Below are 15,559 nucleotides of genomic sequence, written 5' to 3'. Positions count from 1 at the left end.
GTGTGGGGGCGGAGCCGAATACGCCTCCGCCCCCACACCCCCAGCCACTCACCTACGCCAGCGAGACCCACCTGGACCGACAGTCGCCCCGACCCGGCGACTGTCCCTCCCGCGTGCACCGAAGACGCGACGCCGAGCCGACCGAACCGTAGTGACGATCGAACGTTGCGCTTGTCAGAAGACGAAGCGAACTTCGGCATTCCGATTACAGCTGTCGCGAGGGCTCCGAAGCTCAAGTGACCCTCAAGAAAACGTGTTTGCGATTGTAGATCAAAGTGGATCGTGGGAAAGTTGTACCGCCGCGAGGGGTGACCTCCCTCGCGTTCCAGGGGGAATGTGACGCATTCGAAGGGAGAGAAATCCCCTGTTGTCCATGCTGACTGAGTTTCTTGCTTGAGCATCTGGAGGACAGACGTATGCGCATCACCAAGAAAGCGAATTTCACGGGGGCTTTTGTCCTGATGGCCGCAGCCACGACGCTCGTTTTGGCCGTTCCGGGAACGGCCCAAGCGGCAGCGTGGTCGACCAGCTGCGACAAGTGGGCCGCCGACGGCGACCCCGGTTCCAACGACCTGGTCGCCTCGCTCTGGAGGACGAGCGACTCCACGAAGGCCGCCCGAGCGTCCTTCAAGGGCAAGGGCGAGACGCTGTCGGCCCGCAACTGGGCGGGAGCCTCCATGACGGTCAGTGTGGAATGGGCGTCGGCCGACGGCTCGAAGGTCGAAAGGATTTGGGACCGGGCGCTCTGGACCGGCGACTCGGTCAACATGAATTTTGACATCCCCGAGGGTCGAACGGTGTGGGTGAGCATAGGGACGCCGGGAGGCTCCACGGCCGTATGCAAGGGTAAGGCCTAGCATCTCGCAGTCGTTGAATTTTGGCTGAACCCGACATCGGGAGAGTCCGTTTTCAGCCAACGCCTGAATTCACCGAGTGCCCGCGAGGGGCCGGGCGGGATTTCCTGCCCGGCCCCTTTCGTGTATGCAAAGTGGCCGAATGCTTTTCAGCCACGATCGGGCAGCCGGGCTTGCGACTTCGGAACTGCCCCGGCAAGCTCACCTCAGGTCAGCGCTTCTTGGTCTTCTTCGGCTGCGGTGGAGTCCACTCGCCCCGGTGCAACTGGCAGCGGGAGTAGCCGATCATCGCCGGATTCTGGCAGCGTTTGCCGGTCTTGGTCTGGGTCGACCCACACTTGACCTGCTTGCCCATCGGTCCTCCCTGGTCCGGGCGGTGCGTGGCGCGGCAGACTCATCGTCACCCGGCGGAGGTGCTCCACTCCCGTTCCCGACCCCAGTCGGCCGATTCAAGCTGCTTTATGCCTGAATCACGACAATTCATCTCCAAGTTGATCTCCCCTGGACTGTCCGTCGTCGGCGAACGGCGGGGAGAACAGCCGAGAGGCAAGCCGGTTCACGGGATGTCGATCTACCGCAGAGCAGCGACAGATCGACGGCTTGGAAAGCTCAGTGCAAGGACCCTGCCCACGGTCAGGGCAACAAACAACCCCCAGGTCATCGACCTGGGGGTTTCTCATGGAGCGGGTGACGAGAATCGAACTCGCGCTCTCAGCTTGGGAAGCTGATGTTCTACCATTAAACTACACCCGCACGTGACACCGGTGGTGCGGTGTCTGAATGCCTCGTCACTCTACCCCATGCCCGCCCCCCGGCGCTGAAGCCGTGGGGCGGTCCGCGTTCGTGGTCGGAGGGGTGGCCGGATCGGGGTGCGGGGGAGGGGAGTTGGGGCGTACGGTGGCCGCCGGGTCGAGGGGCGTATCCTCGTGCGCGCCCCTCGGTGAGGCCGGTCCCCGCGCGCGGTCGATCCGACGCTGAAGGGGCGCCGAGCGGCCCGCCCCCACCCCGGAGTGCCGCCCGCCAAGGGCCTCTGTTTCTCCCGTAATGTGGCTTTCGTCGTCCGGCGAGCAGGCGTCGGGCGGGGCTCTCTTGGGGAAGGGACTCTTGGACTTGATGGAGCGCACCGTCGTCCGTTGTGCCGATGGGCACGTGTTCAGTACCGCTTCGTTCCCGATGCAGCAGGCCGAGCGGCTCGGCCCCGGCCGGCTCGTCCGGTGCCCCCGCTGCGCGCGGTTGCGCAGCGCCGTACCGGTCACTCTCACGAAGCGATAGGCAAGCGGCAGCAGAGAGGCGCGCGGGTCGTCCTGGTGGTGGGCGGTTCGCGCGCCTTGCGTATCCTCAGGGCGTGCTTCTCTCAGACAAGGACATCCGGGCCGAGATCGACGCCGGGCGGGTGCGGATCGATCCCTACGACGTATCGATGGTGCAGCCTTCCAGTGTCGACGTACGTCTCGACCGCCTCTTCCGGGTGTTCGAGAACCACCGTTACCCGCACATCGACCCCTCCGTCGAGCAGGCGGACCTGACGCGGCTGGTGGAGCCGGAGGGGGACGAGCCGTTCATCCTCCACCCCGGTGAGTTCGTCCTCGCCTCGACGTACGAGGTCATCACGCTGCCCGACGATCTCGCCTCCCGGCTGGAGGGCAAGAGTTCCCTCGGGCGGCTCGGTCTCGTCACGCACTCCACGGCCGGGTTCATCGACCCCGGTTTCTCCGGGCACGTCACGCTGGAGCTGTCCAACCTCGCCACCCTGCCCATCAAGCTCTGGCCGGGCATGAAGATCGGGCAGCTGTGCATGTTCCGGCTCAGCTCGCCCGCCGAGCACCCGTACGGCAGCGAGCGCTACGGCTCCCGCTACCAGGGGCAGCGCGGACCCACCGCCTCCCGCTCCTTCCTCAACTTCCACCGGACCCAGGTGTGAGCGACGGGGCGCCGAAGAGCCCGAACGGGCAGGAGCGGCGGGAGAACCTGAGCTACGAGTCGTTCGGGGTCGCCGTGCGCGAGCTGGCGCAGGCCGTCGCCGACGACGGGTACGTCCCCGACGTCGTGCTGAGCATCGCCCGCGGCGGCGTCTTCGTGGCCGGCGGGCTCGCCTACGCCCTCGACTGCAAGAACCTGCATCTCGTCAACGTCGAGTTCTACACCGGCGTCGGCACCACCCTCGACATGCCCGTCATGCTCGCGCCCGTCCCCGACCTCGTCGACTTCTCCGCCAAGAAGGTCCTGATCACCGACGACGTCGCCGACACCGGCAAGACGCTCAAGCTGGTCCGCGACTTCTGCCTCGACACCGTCGCCGAGGTCCGCAGCGCCGTCATCTACGAGAAGTCCCACTCCCTCGTGAAGTGCGAGTACGTCTGGAAGCGCACCGACGACTGGATCAACTTCCCCTGGAGCGTCCTGCCCCCGGTCAGCCGGAGCGGTGAGGCCGCCCGCCCCAACACCGAGGCGCTGTAGTCCCGGATGGACGGCGCGCCCATCGACGTCGTCGTCGCGGACGACCAGCCGCTGGTCCGGGCCGGGTTCCGGCTGATCCTCGACGCGCAGCCGGACATCACCGTGGTCGGCGAGGCCGCCGACGGCGTCGAGTGCGTCGCCCTCGCCCGCGCCCTGCGTCCCCGCGTGGTGCTCGCCGACATCCGCATGCCCCGCCTCGACGGGCTGGAGGTCACCCGGCAGCTCGCGGGACCCGGGGCGGCCGTCCCGTTCAACGTCGTCGTCATCACCACCTTCGACCAGGACGACTACGTCCGTACCGCCCTGCGCAACGGCGCCTGCGGGTTCCTCCTCAAGGACGCCTCGCCCGAACTGCTCGTCGAGGCGGTCCGGGCGGCGGCGCGCGGCGACGCGCTGGTCTCCCCGGCCGTGACCGTACGGCTGCTGAAGGAGATCGGGCGCGGCGGGCCGCCCGCCGCGGACACCGGGCGCACCGGCGCCGGGGGCGGGCTCAGCGCGCGCGAGCTGGAGATCGTACGGCTCGTCGCCGTCGGGCGGACCAACCAGGAGATCTGCGCCGAGCTGTTCCTGTCGCTGTCCTCCGTCAAGACCTACCTGGGGCGCATCCAGGTCAAGCTCGACGTCCGCAACCGCGTCGAGGTCGCCGCCTGGGTCTGGGAGCACGGGGTCGTCGGACCCCGGACGTAGACCCGTAGACCCGTAGACCCGTAGACCCCAAGGGTGAGTACGGTGCGGACGGTCCGCCTGTCGCCGTCCAACCCGGCACGGCGCCCCTCACCCCGTCCTCTCACTCCGTCCCCTCACCCCTTCCGGGGAAAGTCCGCCTGTACCTGCCAGCCGCCGTACGGCAGGGGGCCCGCGTGGAAGGTGCCGTCGAGGGCCCGTACGCGTTCCTGGAGGCCGATGAGGCCGAAGCCGCTGCGGCCGCCCGCGGGGGCCGAATCGTGGCCGGGGGAAGCGGTGTTGACGACGGAGACGTGCAGCCAGGTGTCGTCCGCGTCGAGCTGGACCGTCACCCGGGCCCGGGGCGCGTGGCGGCGGGTGTTGGTGAGGGCCTCCTGCACCAGCCGGTGGACGGAGATCTCCACCTCCGGGTCCAGGCGGGCGGTGCGGGCGGTGGCGGTCGCCTCCAGGCGGGCCTGGTCGGCGGGGGCGCCGGAGACGGCGGTGGCGCAGTAGCGGGCGACGAGGTCGGCGAGTTCGCCGAGCAGGTCGCCGGGGAGCGGCGCGGGGTGGCCGTCCTCCCGCAGCACCCGCACCAGGCGGCGCATGGACTCCAGGGTCTCGGTGCCGGACGCGGCGATGGTGCGCAGGATCGGCTCGATCTTCTCGGGCGCGGTGGCGTGGATGGTCGCGGCGGCGTTGGCCTGCACGATGATGCCGGTCATGTGATGGGCGATCAGGTCGTGCAGATCGCGGGCCAGGGAGAGCCGTTCGGCCTGCCGTACGTCCTCGACGGCGCGCCGTCGGCGGGTCTCCATGGCCCGGATGACGAAGCCCAGCGCGACGCACAGGGCGAGGGCCACGGTGAGGATGTAGGTCGCCGGGACGAAGGTGCCGACGGACCGGTGCCGCAGCGCCATCAGCAGCACCGCCGCGGCCAGGCCCGCCGACACGAGGGCGGTCCGGGTCGGGCGGTTGATCTCGCTGAGGGTGCACACCAGCAGGAACAGCAGCCCCGACCCCTCCAGCGCGCCCACCGACGCCTGGTACTGGGGGGCGGCCAGACACCACCCGGTCACGGCGACGGAGAGGACCGCCATCGCCGCCGCCCGCACCTGGAGCGGCGGCGACCAAGGGGTGTCGATCAGCGCGAGGACGGCGACCGGGCCGGTGACCAGCGCCGGGACCCAGTTCGTCGCCGGGTGCCAGGGGCTGCCGCTGCGGCTCAGCAGCGCCAGGTCGGCGACCCAGGTGAGCACGAGGGCCAGGACGACGGTGCCGCCGACGAGGCGTCTGATCACGGGAGAAAACGGAAGATCCCAGTCCACGCGCCCAGCCTAGGGAGGACGGTCCGCCCGGTGCTGTCGGCCGAACGGCCGACAGCACCGGGCCGGTACGGGTACGTCCGGCCGACGCGCCGGTCCGCCGCCCGCCCTGAGCATGGGTCCACGGCGCCCGCCCCGCCCGTTCCCGCCGGGCGCCCCGCTCCCCGCCCCACCCCGCCTCGCCCCCTCTTCCGTACGGAGTGCTCACCCCATGGCCACTTTCCTCTACCGGATCGGCGGCTTCGCCTTCCGGCGGCGCTGGCTCGTCCTGCTGCTCTGGGTCGCCGTCCTCGGCGGGTCCGGCGCGGCGGCGGCCGGTGCCACCGGCGCCACGGAGACCGCCGTCAGCCTGCCCGGGACCGAGGCCCAGAAGGCGTTCGACCTGCTGGCGGAGAAGTTCCCGGCGGCGAACGCCGAGGGCGCCGGGGCCCGCATCGTCCTGCGCGCCCCCGACGGGCAGCGGATCACCGGCCCCGAGAACCGGGAGGCCGTCGCGGCGGTCCTGGCGGACGTCGAGGGCTCCTCGGCGCGCGTCGCCGCCGTCACCGACCCGTTCGCCGCCCGCACCGTCAGCGCCGACGGCACGACCGCGTACGCGCAGGTCACCTACGGGGTGACGGCGGACGCCCTGACCGGCGCCGACCACGACCGGTTCGACGCCGCCCTCGACGCGGGCCGCGCGACCGGGCTGACCGTGGAGGCGACCGGCAGCGCCCTGGAGCCCGCCGGGGCGAGCATGGTCACCGAGGCGGTGGGGTTCGCGCTGGCCGCCGTCATCCTGCTCGTCACCTTCGGCTCGCTGGTCGCCGCCGGGATGCCGCTCCTGACCGCCCTCGTCGGGGTGGGCGTCACCCTGGGCGCGATCACCGCCCTGTCCGGGCCGCTGAACCTCAACGGCAACACATCCGCGCTGGCCACCATGCTGGGCATCGCGGTCGGCATCGACTACTCCCTCTTCATCGTGTCCCGCTACCGCTCCGAGCGCGCCGCCGGGCACCCCGCGCGCGAGGCCGCCGCCCGCGCCAACGGCACCGCCGGATCGGCCGTCGTGTTCGCCGGGCTGACCGTCGTCATCGCCCTGGTCGGGCTGGCGGTGGTCAACCTGCGGGTCCTCACCGCGATGGGTATGGCCGCCGCGGGCGCGGTGACCGTCGCCGTCCTGGTCGCCGTCACCCTCGTCCCGGCCCTCCTCGGCCTCGCCCCGGAACGCGTCCTCGGCCGCACCCGTACGCCCCGCCGCCGCACTCCCGGCGCGAACGCCACCGGCGCCACAGTCACCCCCGGCCCCACCACCCCTGCCACCCCCGCCCCTGACTCCGCTCCGAAGCCCGGTGTCGCCGCCCGCTGGGTGGACGCCGTCCTGCGGCGGCCCGTGCGCGCGCTGGTCGTCTCCGTTCTCGCCCTCGGGGTGCTCGCGCTGCCCGCGACCAGGCTGGAGCTGGGCCTGCCCGACGACGGCTCGCAGCCCGTGTCCACCACCCAGCGCAAGGCCTACGACCTGCTCGCCGACTCCTTCGGCCCCGGCTTCAACGGCCCGCTGACCGTCGTCGTCACCGACGCCGACCCGGCCGCCGCGCGGGCCGCGGCCGACCGCTTCGCGTCCGACCTGGCGGAGCTGGACGACGTGGCGACGGTGGCGCCCGCCGCCTTCAACCCGGCCGGTGACACGGCGATCCTGACCGTCGTCCCGCGCAGCGCCCCCGCGAGCGACGCCACGAAGGCGCTGGTCGGCGACATCCGCGACCTGGCCGACCGCACGGAGGCCGAGACCGGCGCCCGGGGCCTGGTCACGGGCAGCACGGCGCTGAACATCGACACGTCGGCCAAGTTCACGGCGGCCGTCGTGCCGTACATGCTGCTCGTGGTGGGGCTGGCGTTCCTCGTGCTGATCCTGGTGTTCCGCTCGCTGCTGGTGCCGCTCAAGGCGGCCGTCGGCTTCCTGCTGTCGGTGCTCGCCTCGTTCGGCGCGCTGGTCGCGGTGTTCCAGTGGGGCTGGCTGAAGGACCTGTTCGGCATCGAGCAGACCGGCCCGATCATGAGCCTGATGCCGATCCTGACGGTCGGCATCGTCTTCGGCCTGGCCATGGACTACCAGGTCTTCCTGGTGACCCGGATGCGTGAGGCGTACGTCCACGGCGCCGACCCGCGGACGGCGGTCGCGACCGGGTTCCGGCACAGCGCGCGGGTGGTGACGGTGGCCGCGCTCATCATGATCACGGTGTTCGCCGGGTTCGTCGGCGCCCACGAGGCGATCATCAAGTCCCTCGGGTTCGGCCTGGCCGTCGCGGTCGCGCTGGACGCCTTCGTGGTCCGGATGACGCTCGTGCCGGCCGTGCTGGCGCTGCTCGGCGAGCGGGCCTGGCACCTGCCCCGGTGGATCGACCGGGTCCTGCCGCACGTCGACATCGAGGGCGAGAAGCTGACCGGGGCGGCGCCGCTGGAAGGGGCGGGGGCGGGGGACCGTTCCGCGCGGGTTCCCGAGTACAGCGAGCGGGGCTGATCCCGCCCGGCACCCACGGCCCATGAGGAAGGCCCCCGGCGTCCGCCGGGGGCCTTCCTCGTCGTACGGGCCGGGGCGGCGCGCCCCGGAACTCCCTGACCGCTAGAACGTGCCCAGCTTCACGATCGACAGGATCGCGATCAGCTGGATCGCGGACGCGCCCAGCGCCTTCGGCCAGGGCAGGTCGTGGGACCGGCTCACCATGAGCGTGAGCAGGGCGCCCGCGGCGACCCAGGTCGCCCAGCCGAGGAGCTGCACGAAGGAGGCGTCGCCGCCGAGGAACATCGCGAAGACCAGCCGCGGGGCGTCCGTGAGCGACATGATCAGCATCGACAGGCCGACCGTGGGCTGCCAGGCGCCGTCGCCGCCGAGCTGGCGGGCGAGGGTGTGCGTGACCACGCCGAGGACGAAGGTGCTCAGCACCATCGCGACGGCCGTCGTCAGGACGATCGGGATCGCGTTGGACAGCGTCGCGTTGATCGCGTCCTCGCGGGTGTCGTCGAAGCCGAAGACCGCGAGCAGACCGTAGAGGAAGGTGACGACCAGCGCGGGGCCCCAGAGGCTGTAGTCGCGCATCTGGAGGAAGGTCTGCGCGGGCGACAGCACGATGCCGCGCAGCAGGGCCTTCCAGTGCAGGCGCGGCCCGACCGGACCGGCGGGGGCCGCGGCGCCCGCGTGGTAGGTCTCGCCCTGGCTGTACTGCTGGTGGTCGTCGATCGAGAAGGCCTGGGTGTGCCCCGGATTGTTCGCCGCGTACGGGTCGGGGCCCGCTGCGCCGTACGGGTCGCCCCCGCCGAAGTACTCCGGTTCGCCGCCGCCGTGCCCGCCCTGGCCACCGCCCGCGCCGCCCCCGTACGGCTGCTGCTGCCCGTACGGCTGCTGACGGCCGTACGGGGGCTGCTGCTGCGGGTACGCGGGGGGCTGCGGCGGTTGCGGGTAGCCGTAGGACCCTCCCTGGGGTCTCTGCTGCCCCTGGGGAGGGTTCTGGGGTCGCGCTTGGGGGGCGCGGCCGTCCCGGCCGCCACGTCCGATCCTGAATCCAGCCACGTCGTCGAACGTACCTGGTCCGGGGGGATCACGTGCGGGGCCGGGGCCCCGGGAAGGGCCTTTGCGGCCGACCTGTGACATCCCCTAAGGGGGGATCAGGGGGACCCGTACGGCCTGCGGAGGGCGGGCCCGTAGTACCTGCGGGGGAGGCCAAGGGTGTCGGGCCGGGTACGGGAGAGGCCCCCGGTCCCGGAGGGGACGGGGGCCTCACAACCCGGCCTGCGGGCCGGGCACTTGACCGCCGGTCAGCCTGCGTGCGGCTGTCTCACCGGCGGTCGGTGCGCCGACGTCACTTCACGGGCTCGGGCTCCGGCGCGCTCTCCGCCTCCGACGTGCCCGCCGGGGGCTCGTCGTCGACGGGGGTCTTCACCGACTCCAGGAGGAGCTGGGCGACGTCGACGACCTGGATGGACTCCTTGGCCTTGCCATCGTTCTTCTTGCCGTTGACGGAGTCGGTGAGCATGACGAGGCAGAAGGGGCAGGCGGTGGAGACGATGTCGGGGTCGAGGGCGAGGGCCTCGTCGACGCGTTCGTTGTTGATGCGCTTGCCGATCCGTTCCTCCATCCACATCCGGGCGCCGCCCGCGCCGCAGCAGAAGCCGCGTTCCTTGTGGCGGTGCATCTCCTCGTTGCGCAGTCCCGGGACGCTCGCGATGATCTCCCGCGGCGGGGTGTACACCTTGTTGTGACGGCCCAGGTAGCAGGGGTCGTGGTAGGTGATGATGCCCTCGACCGGGGTGACCGGGATGAGGCGTCCCTCGTCGACCAGGCGCTGCAGGAGCTGGGTGTGGTGGACGACCTCGTAGTCGCCGCCGAGCTGGGGGTACTCGTTGCCGATCGTGTTCAGGCAGTGCGGGCACGTCGCGACGATCTTCTTCGACGCCTTCGGCCTGCGGGACTCGGGGGTGACGTTGCCGTCGTCGTCCATCTCCTCGCCGAACGCCATGTTGAGGGCCATGACGTTCTCCATGCCGAGTTCCTGGAACAGCGGCTCGTTGCCCAGCCGGCGCGCGGAGTCACCCGTGCACTTCTCGTCGCCGCCCATGATCGCGAACTTCACCCCGGCGATGTGGAGGAGTTCCGCGAACGCCTTCGTGGTCTTCTTCGCGCGGTCCTCCAGGGCGCCCGCGCAGCCCACCCAGTACAGGTACTCGACCTCGGAGAGGTCCTCGATGTCCTTCCCGACGACGGGGACCTCGAAGTCGACCTCCTTCAGCCACTCCAGGCGCTGCTTCTTCGCCAGCCCCCAGGGGTTGCCCTTCTTCTCCAGGTTCTTCAGCATCGTGCCCGCCTCGGACGGGAACGCCGACTCGATCATCACCTGGTAGCGCCGCATGTCCACGATGTGGTCGACGTGCTCGATGTCCACCGGGCACTGCTCCACACACGCCCCGCACGTCGTGCACGACCACAGCACGTCCGGATCGATGACCCCGCCCTCCTCGGCGGTGCCGATCAGCGGGCGTTCCGCCTCCGCGAGGGCGGCGGCGGGCACGTCCTTCAGCTGCTCCGGGGACGCCTTCTCCTCCCCCTCCATGGACTTGCCGCCACCGGCCAGGAGGTAGGGGGCCTTGGCGTGCGCGTGATCGCGCAGCGACATGATCAGCAGTTTCGGGGACAGGGGCTTGCCGGTGTTCCAGGCGGGGCACTGCGACTGGCACCGCCCGCACTCCGTACAGGTGGAGAAGTCCAGCAGGCCCTTCCACGAGAACTGCTCCACCTGGGAGACACCGAACACGTCGTCGTCACCGGGGTCCGCGAAGTCGATCGGCTTCCCGCCCGACGTCATCGGCAGCAGCCCGCCCAACGCCGTCCCGCCCGACGCCTCCCGCTTGAACCAGATGTTCGGGAACGCCAGGAACCGGTGCCACGCCACACCCATGTTGGTGTTGAGCGAGACCACGATCATCCAGATGAACGAGGTGCTGATCTTCACCATCGCGGTGAGGTAGATCAGGTTCTGGAGCGTGCCGACACCGAGGCCCTTGAAGGCGAGGACCAGCGGATACGAGGCGAAGTACGCGGCCTCGTAGTGCTCCACGTGGTGGATCGCGCCCTCCAGGCCGCGCAGCACGTAGATGGCGAGGCCGATGGTGAGGATGACGTACTCGACGAAGTACGCCTGACCCGACTTCGAGCCCGCGAAGCGGGACTTGCGGCCCGGCCGGGACGGCAGGTTCAGCAGGCGGATCACGATCAGCACGGCGATGCCGAGGATCGTCATCACGCCGATGAACTCGATGTACAGCTCGAACGGCAGGAAACCGCCGATGACCGGGAGCGTCCAGTCCGCCTGGAAGAGCTGGCCGAAGGCCTGCGCCAGGGTCGGCGGGAGCGTCAGGAAGCCGACCGCGACGAACCAGTGCGCAAACCCGACGATGCCCCAGCGGTTCATGCGGGTGTGGCCGAGGAACTCGCGCGTCAGGGTCACGGAGCGCTGATAGGGGTTGTCCGTCCGGGTGCCCGCCGGGACCGGCTGGCCCAGCTTGAAGTAGCGGACGAACTGGCCGATGGCGCGTGCGAGCAGCGCGACGCCGACCACGGTCAGGACCAGCGACACGATGATCGCGGCGAGTTGCATGGGGGCTCCTCGGGCCTGCGAGGGGGTCTCGTCGGGGACGGATACCCGAAATTACTAAGCGGTAACTTATGCAGTCTGTCTGAGAGTACCCCCATCTCTCGCCGCACTGTAGCCGGGCACGGGGTGATCTGGATCGCTGAGGGTCACCTCAGCGATCCGCAGGGCGATCCCGGAGACGCGCCGGAAAAGCGCTGGTGGGCGCGGTGCCGGGGTCCGATCGGCCGTCACTCGAAAGCCGACCGTGTTATTCGTACCAAATTGATACATTTATGACTAATTTATAGCCGTGCTCTACGGGATCACCGCCGCCGCCACCGCCCTGCTCCTCGCCGCCCTCCTCGCCGCCCTGCTGCGCGGCCCCGCCCTGCGCCTGGGCCTGGCCGACCGGCGGCAGCGGCAGCGACGCGTGCCGCTGTCCGGGGGAGTCGCCGTCGTCCTCACCACCTGCGCCGTCGCCGTCGCGGGCGACCGCGCCGGGTTCGCCCCGCTCGGCGAGGGCGTGGGCGCGCTGCTCGGCGCCGCCGGGGCGGTCGCCGCCCTCGGCCTCGCCGCCGACCGCTGGCGCCTCAAGACCCGCTTCCTGGTGGCCGGTACGGCCACGGCGGCGGCCTGCGTCGTGCCGTACGGCGACACCGGGGTGCCCGCCGGGATCGCCGCCGTCGGCTGGATCGCGTGCGTCGCCCTCGCCTTCCGGGCGCTGGACCACGCCGACGGGGTGGTCGGCACGGTCGGCGTCGTCACCGCCTTCGGGGTCGCCGCCTGCGCCGCCGCCGAGGTGCTGGACGGGCTCGCCGTGCTGCTCAGCGTCCTCGCCGCCGCCCTGACCGGCTTCCTCATGCACAACTGGCCGCCCGCGCGCGTGGCCCTCGGCGGCTGCGGCGCCATGTTCACCGGCTTCCTGCTCGCCGCCGCGGCGGTCGTCGCGCGCGCGGGCCAGGACGCGGCCACCGGCGCGGGGGTGCTGTTCGCGCTCACCGCCGTCGCCGTCGCCGACGCCGTCCTCGTCGTCCTGGTCCGCCGCACCGCCGGGCACCCGCTGCTGCGGCGGGGGCCGGACCATCTCGCCCACCGGCTGCGGCGGCTGGGCCTCACCGCGGCGGGTGCGACCGTGCTCGTCGGGGCCGCCGCCTTCGCCGGGGTGCTCGTGGGAACGCTGGTGCACACCGGCTGGCTCGGCGCGCGCGCCCCGCTCTGGGTGGCGGGCGGCGCCCTGCTGGTGGTCCTCGGACTGTGGCGGGTACCCGCGCGCGGAGGCCGTTCCGCGGCGCGCGGCGCGCGTCCCGCACCGGGTCCGCAGCGCGACGTACGGCACCGGGGACGGCTCCGGCGGGAGGCGGCGCCGCTCGTCCGGCCCCCTCGGCGGCCCGTGGAAACCCCCGCGCGCGCGATGCGCCGTATGGCGTAGCCGCAGGTCAGAGGCGACTTGCGTGTAAGGAACAGATAAGAGTTGAGTCTGTCTGACTCAGGTCTGTTGACCGAGGGGCGGGCGTCGTGCACACTTGAGCCTGTTCCACTCAAGTCAGCTGGAGGAAGATCACCATGGCACGTGCGGTCGGCATCGACCTGGGCACAACCAACTCCGTCGTCAGCGTTCTGGAGGGCGGCGAGCCCACCGTCATCACCAACGCCGAGGGTGCCCGGACCACGCCGTCCGTCGTCGCCTTCGCGAAGAACGGCGAGGTTCTCGTCGGCGAGGTCGCCAAGCGCCAGGCGGTCACCAACGTGGACCGCACCATCCGCTCCGTGAAGCGCCACATGGGCACGGACTGGAAGATCGAGCTGGACGGCAAGAGCTTCAACCCGCAGCAGATGAGCGCCTTCATCCTGCAGAAGCTGAAGCGCGACGCCGAGGCGTACCTCGGGGAGAAGGTGGCCGACGCGGTCATCACCGTCCCCGCGTACTTCAACGACTCCGAGCGCCAGGCCACCAAGGAGGCCGGTGAGATCGCGGGCCTCAACGTCCTGCGCATCGTCAACGAGCCCACCGCGGCCGCGCTCGCGTACGGCCTGGACAAGGACGACCAGACGATCCTCGTCTTCGACCTCGGCGGCGGCACCTTCGACGTGTCCCTCCTGGAGATCGGTGACGGCGTCGTCGAGGTGAAGGCCACCAACGGCGACAACCACCTCGGTGGTGACGACTGGGACCAGCGCGTCGTCGACTACCTGGTCAAGCAGTTCCAGTCCGGCCACGGCGTGGACCTCAGCAAGGACAAGATGGCCCTCCAGCGCCTCCGCGAGGCCGCCGAGAAGGCCAAGATCGAGCTGTCCTCGTCCACCGAGACCTCGATCAACCTGCCCTACATCACGGCGTCCGCCGAGGGCCCGCTGCACCTGGACGAGAAGCTCACCCGCGCCCAGTTCCAGCAGCTGACCGCGGACCTGCTGGAGCGCTGCAAGACGCCGTTCCACAACGTCATCAAGGACGCCGGCATCAACCTCTCCGAGATCGACCACGTCGTTCTCGTCGGCGGTTCCACCCGGATGCCCGCCGTCGCCGAGCTGGTGCGCGAGCTGACCGGCGGCAAGGACGCCAACAAGGGCGTCAACCCGGACGAGGTCGTCGCCATCGGCGCGTCCCTCCAGGCCGGTGTCCTCAAGGGTGAGGTCAAGGACGTCCTGCTCCTCGACGTGACCCCGCTGTCCCTCGGCATCGAGACCAAGGGCGGCATCATGACCAAGCTCATCGAGCGCAACACCACGATCCCGACCAAGCGGTCCGAGATCTTCACGACGGCCGAGGACAACCAGCCGTCCGTGCAGATCCAGGTCTACCAGGGCGAGCGGGAGATCGCGGCGTACAACAAGAAGCTCGGGATGTTCGAGCTGACCGGTCTGCCCCCGGCGCCGCGCGGCGTCCCGCAGATCGAGGTCTCCTTCGACATCGACGCCAACGGCATCATGCACGTGACCGCGAAGGACCTCGGCACGGGCAAAGAGCAGAAGATGACCGTCACCGGCGGCTCCTCGCTGCCGAAGGACGAGGTCGACCGCATGCGGCAGGAGGCCGAGCAGTACGCGGACGAGGACCACCGCCGCCGTGAGGCCGCCGAGGCCCGCAACCAGGGCGAGCAGCTCGTCTACCAGACGGAGAAGTTCCTCAAGGACAACGAGGACAAGGTCCCCGGCGAGATCAAGACCGAGGTCGAGACCGCGATCGGCGAGCTGAAGGAAGCCCTCAAGGGCGAGGACACCGCCGAGATCCGCACCGCCACCGAGAAGGTCGCGGCCGTGTCGCAGAAGCTCGGCCAGGCCATGTACGCCGACGCGCAGGCCGCCCAGGCCGCCGGCGGCGAGGCCCCCGGCGCCGGCGCCAAGGCCGACGACGACGTGGTCGACGCCGAGATCGTGGACGACGAGCGCAAGGACGGTGCCGCGTGACGGAGGAGACCCCGGGCTTCGAGGAGAAGCCCGACGTCCCCTCCGGCGCCACCCCTGAAGACGCCGAGCCGAAGACCGACTCCTCCACCGCGGAGGGGTCGGCCCCGGCCGGGGACGCGAACCAGACCGCAGGCCTCGTCGCCCAGCTGGACCAGGTCCGTACCGCGCTCGGTGAGCGCACCGCGGACCTCCAGCGGCTCCAGGCCGAGTACCAGAACTACCGCCGCCGGGTCGAGCGCGACCGGATCGCGGTCAAGGAGATCGCCGTGGCGAACCTCCTGACCGAACTCCTGCCCGTGCTCGACGACATCGGCCGCGCGCGCGAACACGGCGAACTCGTCGGCGGGTTCAAGTCCGTCGCCGAGTCGCTGGAGACCGTCGCGGCCAAGATGGGCCTCCAGCAGTTCGGCAAGGAGGGCGAGCCCTTCGACCCGACGATCCACGAGGCGCTGATGCACAGCTACGCGCCGGACGTCACCGAGACGACCTGCGTGGCGATCCTCCAGCCCGGGTACCGGATCGGCGAACGCACCATCCGCCCCGCGCGGGTGGCCGTCGCCGAGCCCCAGCCCGGGGCGCAGGCCGCCAAGGCGGAGTCGGCGGAGCCGTCGGCCACCCCCGCGGCGTCCGCCCCGGAGACGGGTGACGACAAGGAGAGCGGTGGCCCGGACGAGGGCTGAGCGGGACGCGACCGCACGTGACACGCGCAGGGCCCCCGCGGCCCTGGACGCCCGGAAGGAGGGACGTCGGG

12 protein-coding genes and 1 tRNA gene are annotated in these 15,559 nt (G+C 70.9%); 8 read left to right on the top strand and 5 right to left on the bottom strand.

The features are described 5' to 3' along the window. The first annotated feature begins 416 nt into the window (after positions 1-416). Positions 417-857, top strand: a complete 441-nt coding sequence (locus ACIQPQ_RS36525) for a hypothetical protein (protein WP_401312987.1) — start codon at positions 417-419, stop codon at positions 855-857. Between the two features lie 208 nt (positions 858-1,065). Here ACIQPQ_RS36525 and ACIQPQ_RS36520 read toward each other — a convergent pair whose 3' ends face one another. Together ACIQPQ_RS36520 and ACIQPQ_RS36515 are read right to left on the bottom strand one after the other, a co-directional pair. Then, positions 1,066-1,209: a hypothetical protein gene (locus ACIQPQ_RS36520; protein WP_401312984.1), complete on the bottom strand. Its 144-nt coding sequence runs from the start codon at positions 1,207-1,209 to the stop codon at positions 1,066-1,068. Positions 1,210-1,533: 324 nt separating this feature from the next. Continuing rightward, positions 1,534-1,607 (bottom strand) — tRNA-Gly (locus ACIQPQ_RS36515). Between the two features lie 592 nt (positions 1,608-2,199). On the opposite strand from ACIQPQ_RS36515, the gene dcd reads away from it, so the two are divergent. From dcd to ACIQPQ_RS36500, 3 genes are read left to right on the top strand one after another with little or no spacing between them, the layout of a single operon-like run. Continuing rightward, a complete protein-coding gene (gene dcd / locus ACIQPQ_RS36510; protein ID WP_383768680.1) occupies positions 2,200-2,775 on the top strand; it encodes a dCTP deaminase in 576 nt (191 codons plus the stop codon). Beyond that, positions 2,772-3,311: a phosphoribosyltransferase gene (locus tag ACIQPQ_RS36505; protein WP_383768683.1), complete on the top strand. Its 540-nt coding sequence runs from the start codon at positions 2,772-2,774 to the stop codon at positions 3,309-3,311. Before dcd ends, ACIQPQ_RS36505 begins: the two co-directional genes overlap by 4 nt. A 6-nt stretch (positions 3,312-3,317) precedes the next feature. Beyond that, positions 3,318-3,998, top strand: coding sequence for a response regulator (locus ACIQPQ_RS36500; protein ID WP_401312980.1), 681 nt, complete (start codon positions 3,318-3,320; stop codon positions 3,996-3,998). A gap of 113 nt (positions 3,999-4,111) precedes the next feature. Here the strand turns inward: ACIQPQ_RS36500 and ACIQPQ_RS36495 are convergent, their stop codons facing one another. After that, complete coding sequence (locus tag ACIQPQ_RS36495) at positions 4,112-5,275, bottom strand: sensor histidine kinase (protein ID WP_401312977.1); 1,164 nt, start codon at positions 5,273-5,275, stop codon at positions 4,112-4,114. Between the two features lie 235 nt (positions 5,276-5,510). On the opposite strand from ACIQPQ_RS36495, the gene ACIQPQ_RS36490 reads away from it, so the two are divergent. Further along, positions 5,511-7,799, top strand: coding sequence for an MMPL family transporter (locus tag ACIQPQ_RS36490; RefSeq protein ID WP_401312974.1), 2,289 nt, complete (start codon positions 5,511-5,513; stop codon positions 7,797-7,799). Positions 7,800-7,901: 102 nt separating this feature from the next. On the opposite strand, the gene ACIQPQ_RS36485 is transcribed toward ACIQPQ_RS36490, so the two are convergent. Together ACIQPQ_RS36485 and ACIQPQ_RS36480 are read right to left on the bottom strand one after the other, a co-directional pair. Further along, the gene (locus ACIQPQ_RS36485) at positions 7,902-8,927 is read right to left on the bottom strand and encodes a Yip1 family protein (protein WP_401312972.1); all 1,026 of its coding nucleotides are present in this window, start codon (positions 8,925-8,927) and stop codon (positions 7,902-7,904) included. A gap of 208 nt (positions 8,928-9,135) precedes the next feature. After that, a complete protein-coding gene (locus ACIQPQ_RS36480; RefSeq protein WP_401312969.1) occupies positions 9,136-11,427 on the bottom strand; it encodes a heterodisulfide reductase-related iron-sulfur binding cluster in 2,292 nt (763 codons plus the stop codon). A 286-nt stretch (positions 11,428-11,713) separates the two neighbouring features. Here ACIQPQ_RS36480 and ACIQPQ_RS36475 point away from each other — a divergent pair, with 286 nt between their 5' ends. The 3 genes from ACIQPQ_RS36475 (at position 11,714) to grpE (ending at position 15,488) form a co-directional block, all read left to right on the top strand. Then, a complete protein-coding gene (locus ACIQPQ_RS36475; protein ID WP_401312966.1) occupies positions 11,714-12,832 on the top strand; it encodes an undecaprenyl/decaprenyl-phosphate alpha-N-acetylglucosaminyl 1-phosphate transferase in 1,119 nt (372 codons plus the stop codon). A 134-nt stretch (positions 12,833-12,966) separates the two neighbouring features. Next, on the top strand, positions 12,967-14,808 hold the full coding sequence (gene dnaK / locus ACIQPQ_RS36470) for a molecular chaperone DnaK (protein ID WP_383768699.1): 1,842 nt from the start codon (positions 12,967-12,969) through the stop codon (positions 14,806-14,808). Continuing rightward, on the top strand, positions 14,805-15,488 hold the full coding sequence (grpE, locus tag ACIQPQ_RS36465) for a nucleotide exchange factor GrpE (RefSeq protein WP_383768701.1): 684 nt from the start codon (positions 14,805-14,807) through the stop codon (positions 15,486-15,488). Before dnaK ends, grpE begins: the two co-directional genes overlap by 4 nt. Positions 15,489-15,559: the final 71 nt, after the last annotated feature.

The sequence above is a fragment of the Streptomyces sp. NPDC091281 genome, assembly GCF_044757425.1.
GTDB lineage: Bacteria > Actinomycetota > Actinomycetes > Streptomycetales > Streptomycetaceae > Streptomyces.
Note: the sequence above shows the minus strand (reverse complement) of the source record. Positions and strands in the feature narration are given on the sequence as shown.

Bases quoted from the DNA above. Each gene is read 5' to 3' on its own strand.
- ACIQPQ_RS36525 (WP_401312987.1), top strand. From the start codon at position 417: ATGCGCATCACCAAGAAAGCGAATTTCACGGGGGCTTTTGTCCTGATG.
- ACIQPQ_RS36520 (WP_401312984.1), bottom strand. From the start codon at position 1,209: ATGGGCAAGCAGGTCAAGTGTGGGTCGACCCAGACCAAGACCGGCAAA.
- ACIQPQ_RS36500 (WP_401312980.1), top strand. From the start codon at position 3,318: ATGGACGGCGCGCCCATCGACGTCGTCGTCGCGGACGACCAGCCGCTG.
- ACIQPQ_RS36490 (WP_401312974.1), top strand. From the start codon at position 5,511: ATGGCCACTTTCCTCTACCGGATCGGCGGCTTCGCCTTCCGGCGGCGC.
- ACIQPQ_RS36485 (WP_401312972.1), bottom strand. From the start codon at position 8,927: ATGTCACAGGTCGGCCGCAAAGGCCCTTCCCGGGGCCCCGGCCCCGCA.
- ACIQPQ_RS36480 (WP_401312969.1), bottom strand. From the start codon at position 11,427: ATGCAACTCGCCGCGATCATCGTGTCGCTGGTCCTGACCGTGGTCGGC.
- dnaK (WP_383768699.1), top strand. From the start codon at position 12,967: ATGGCACGTGCGGTCGGCATCGACCTGGGCACAACCAACTCCGTCGTC.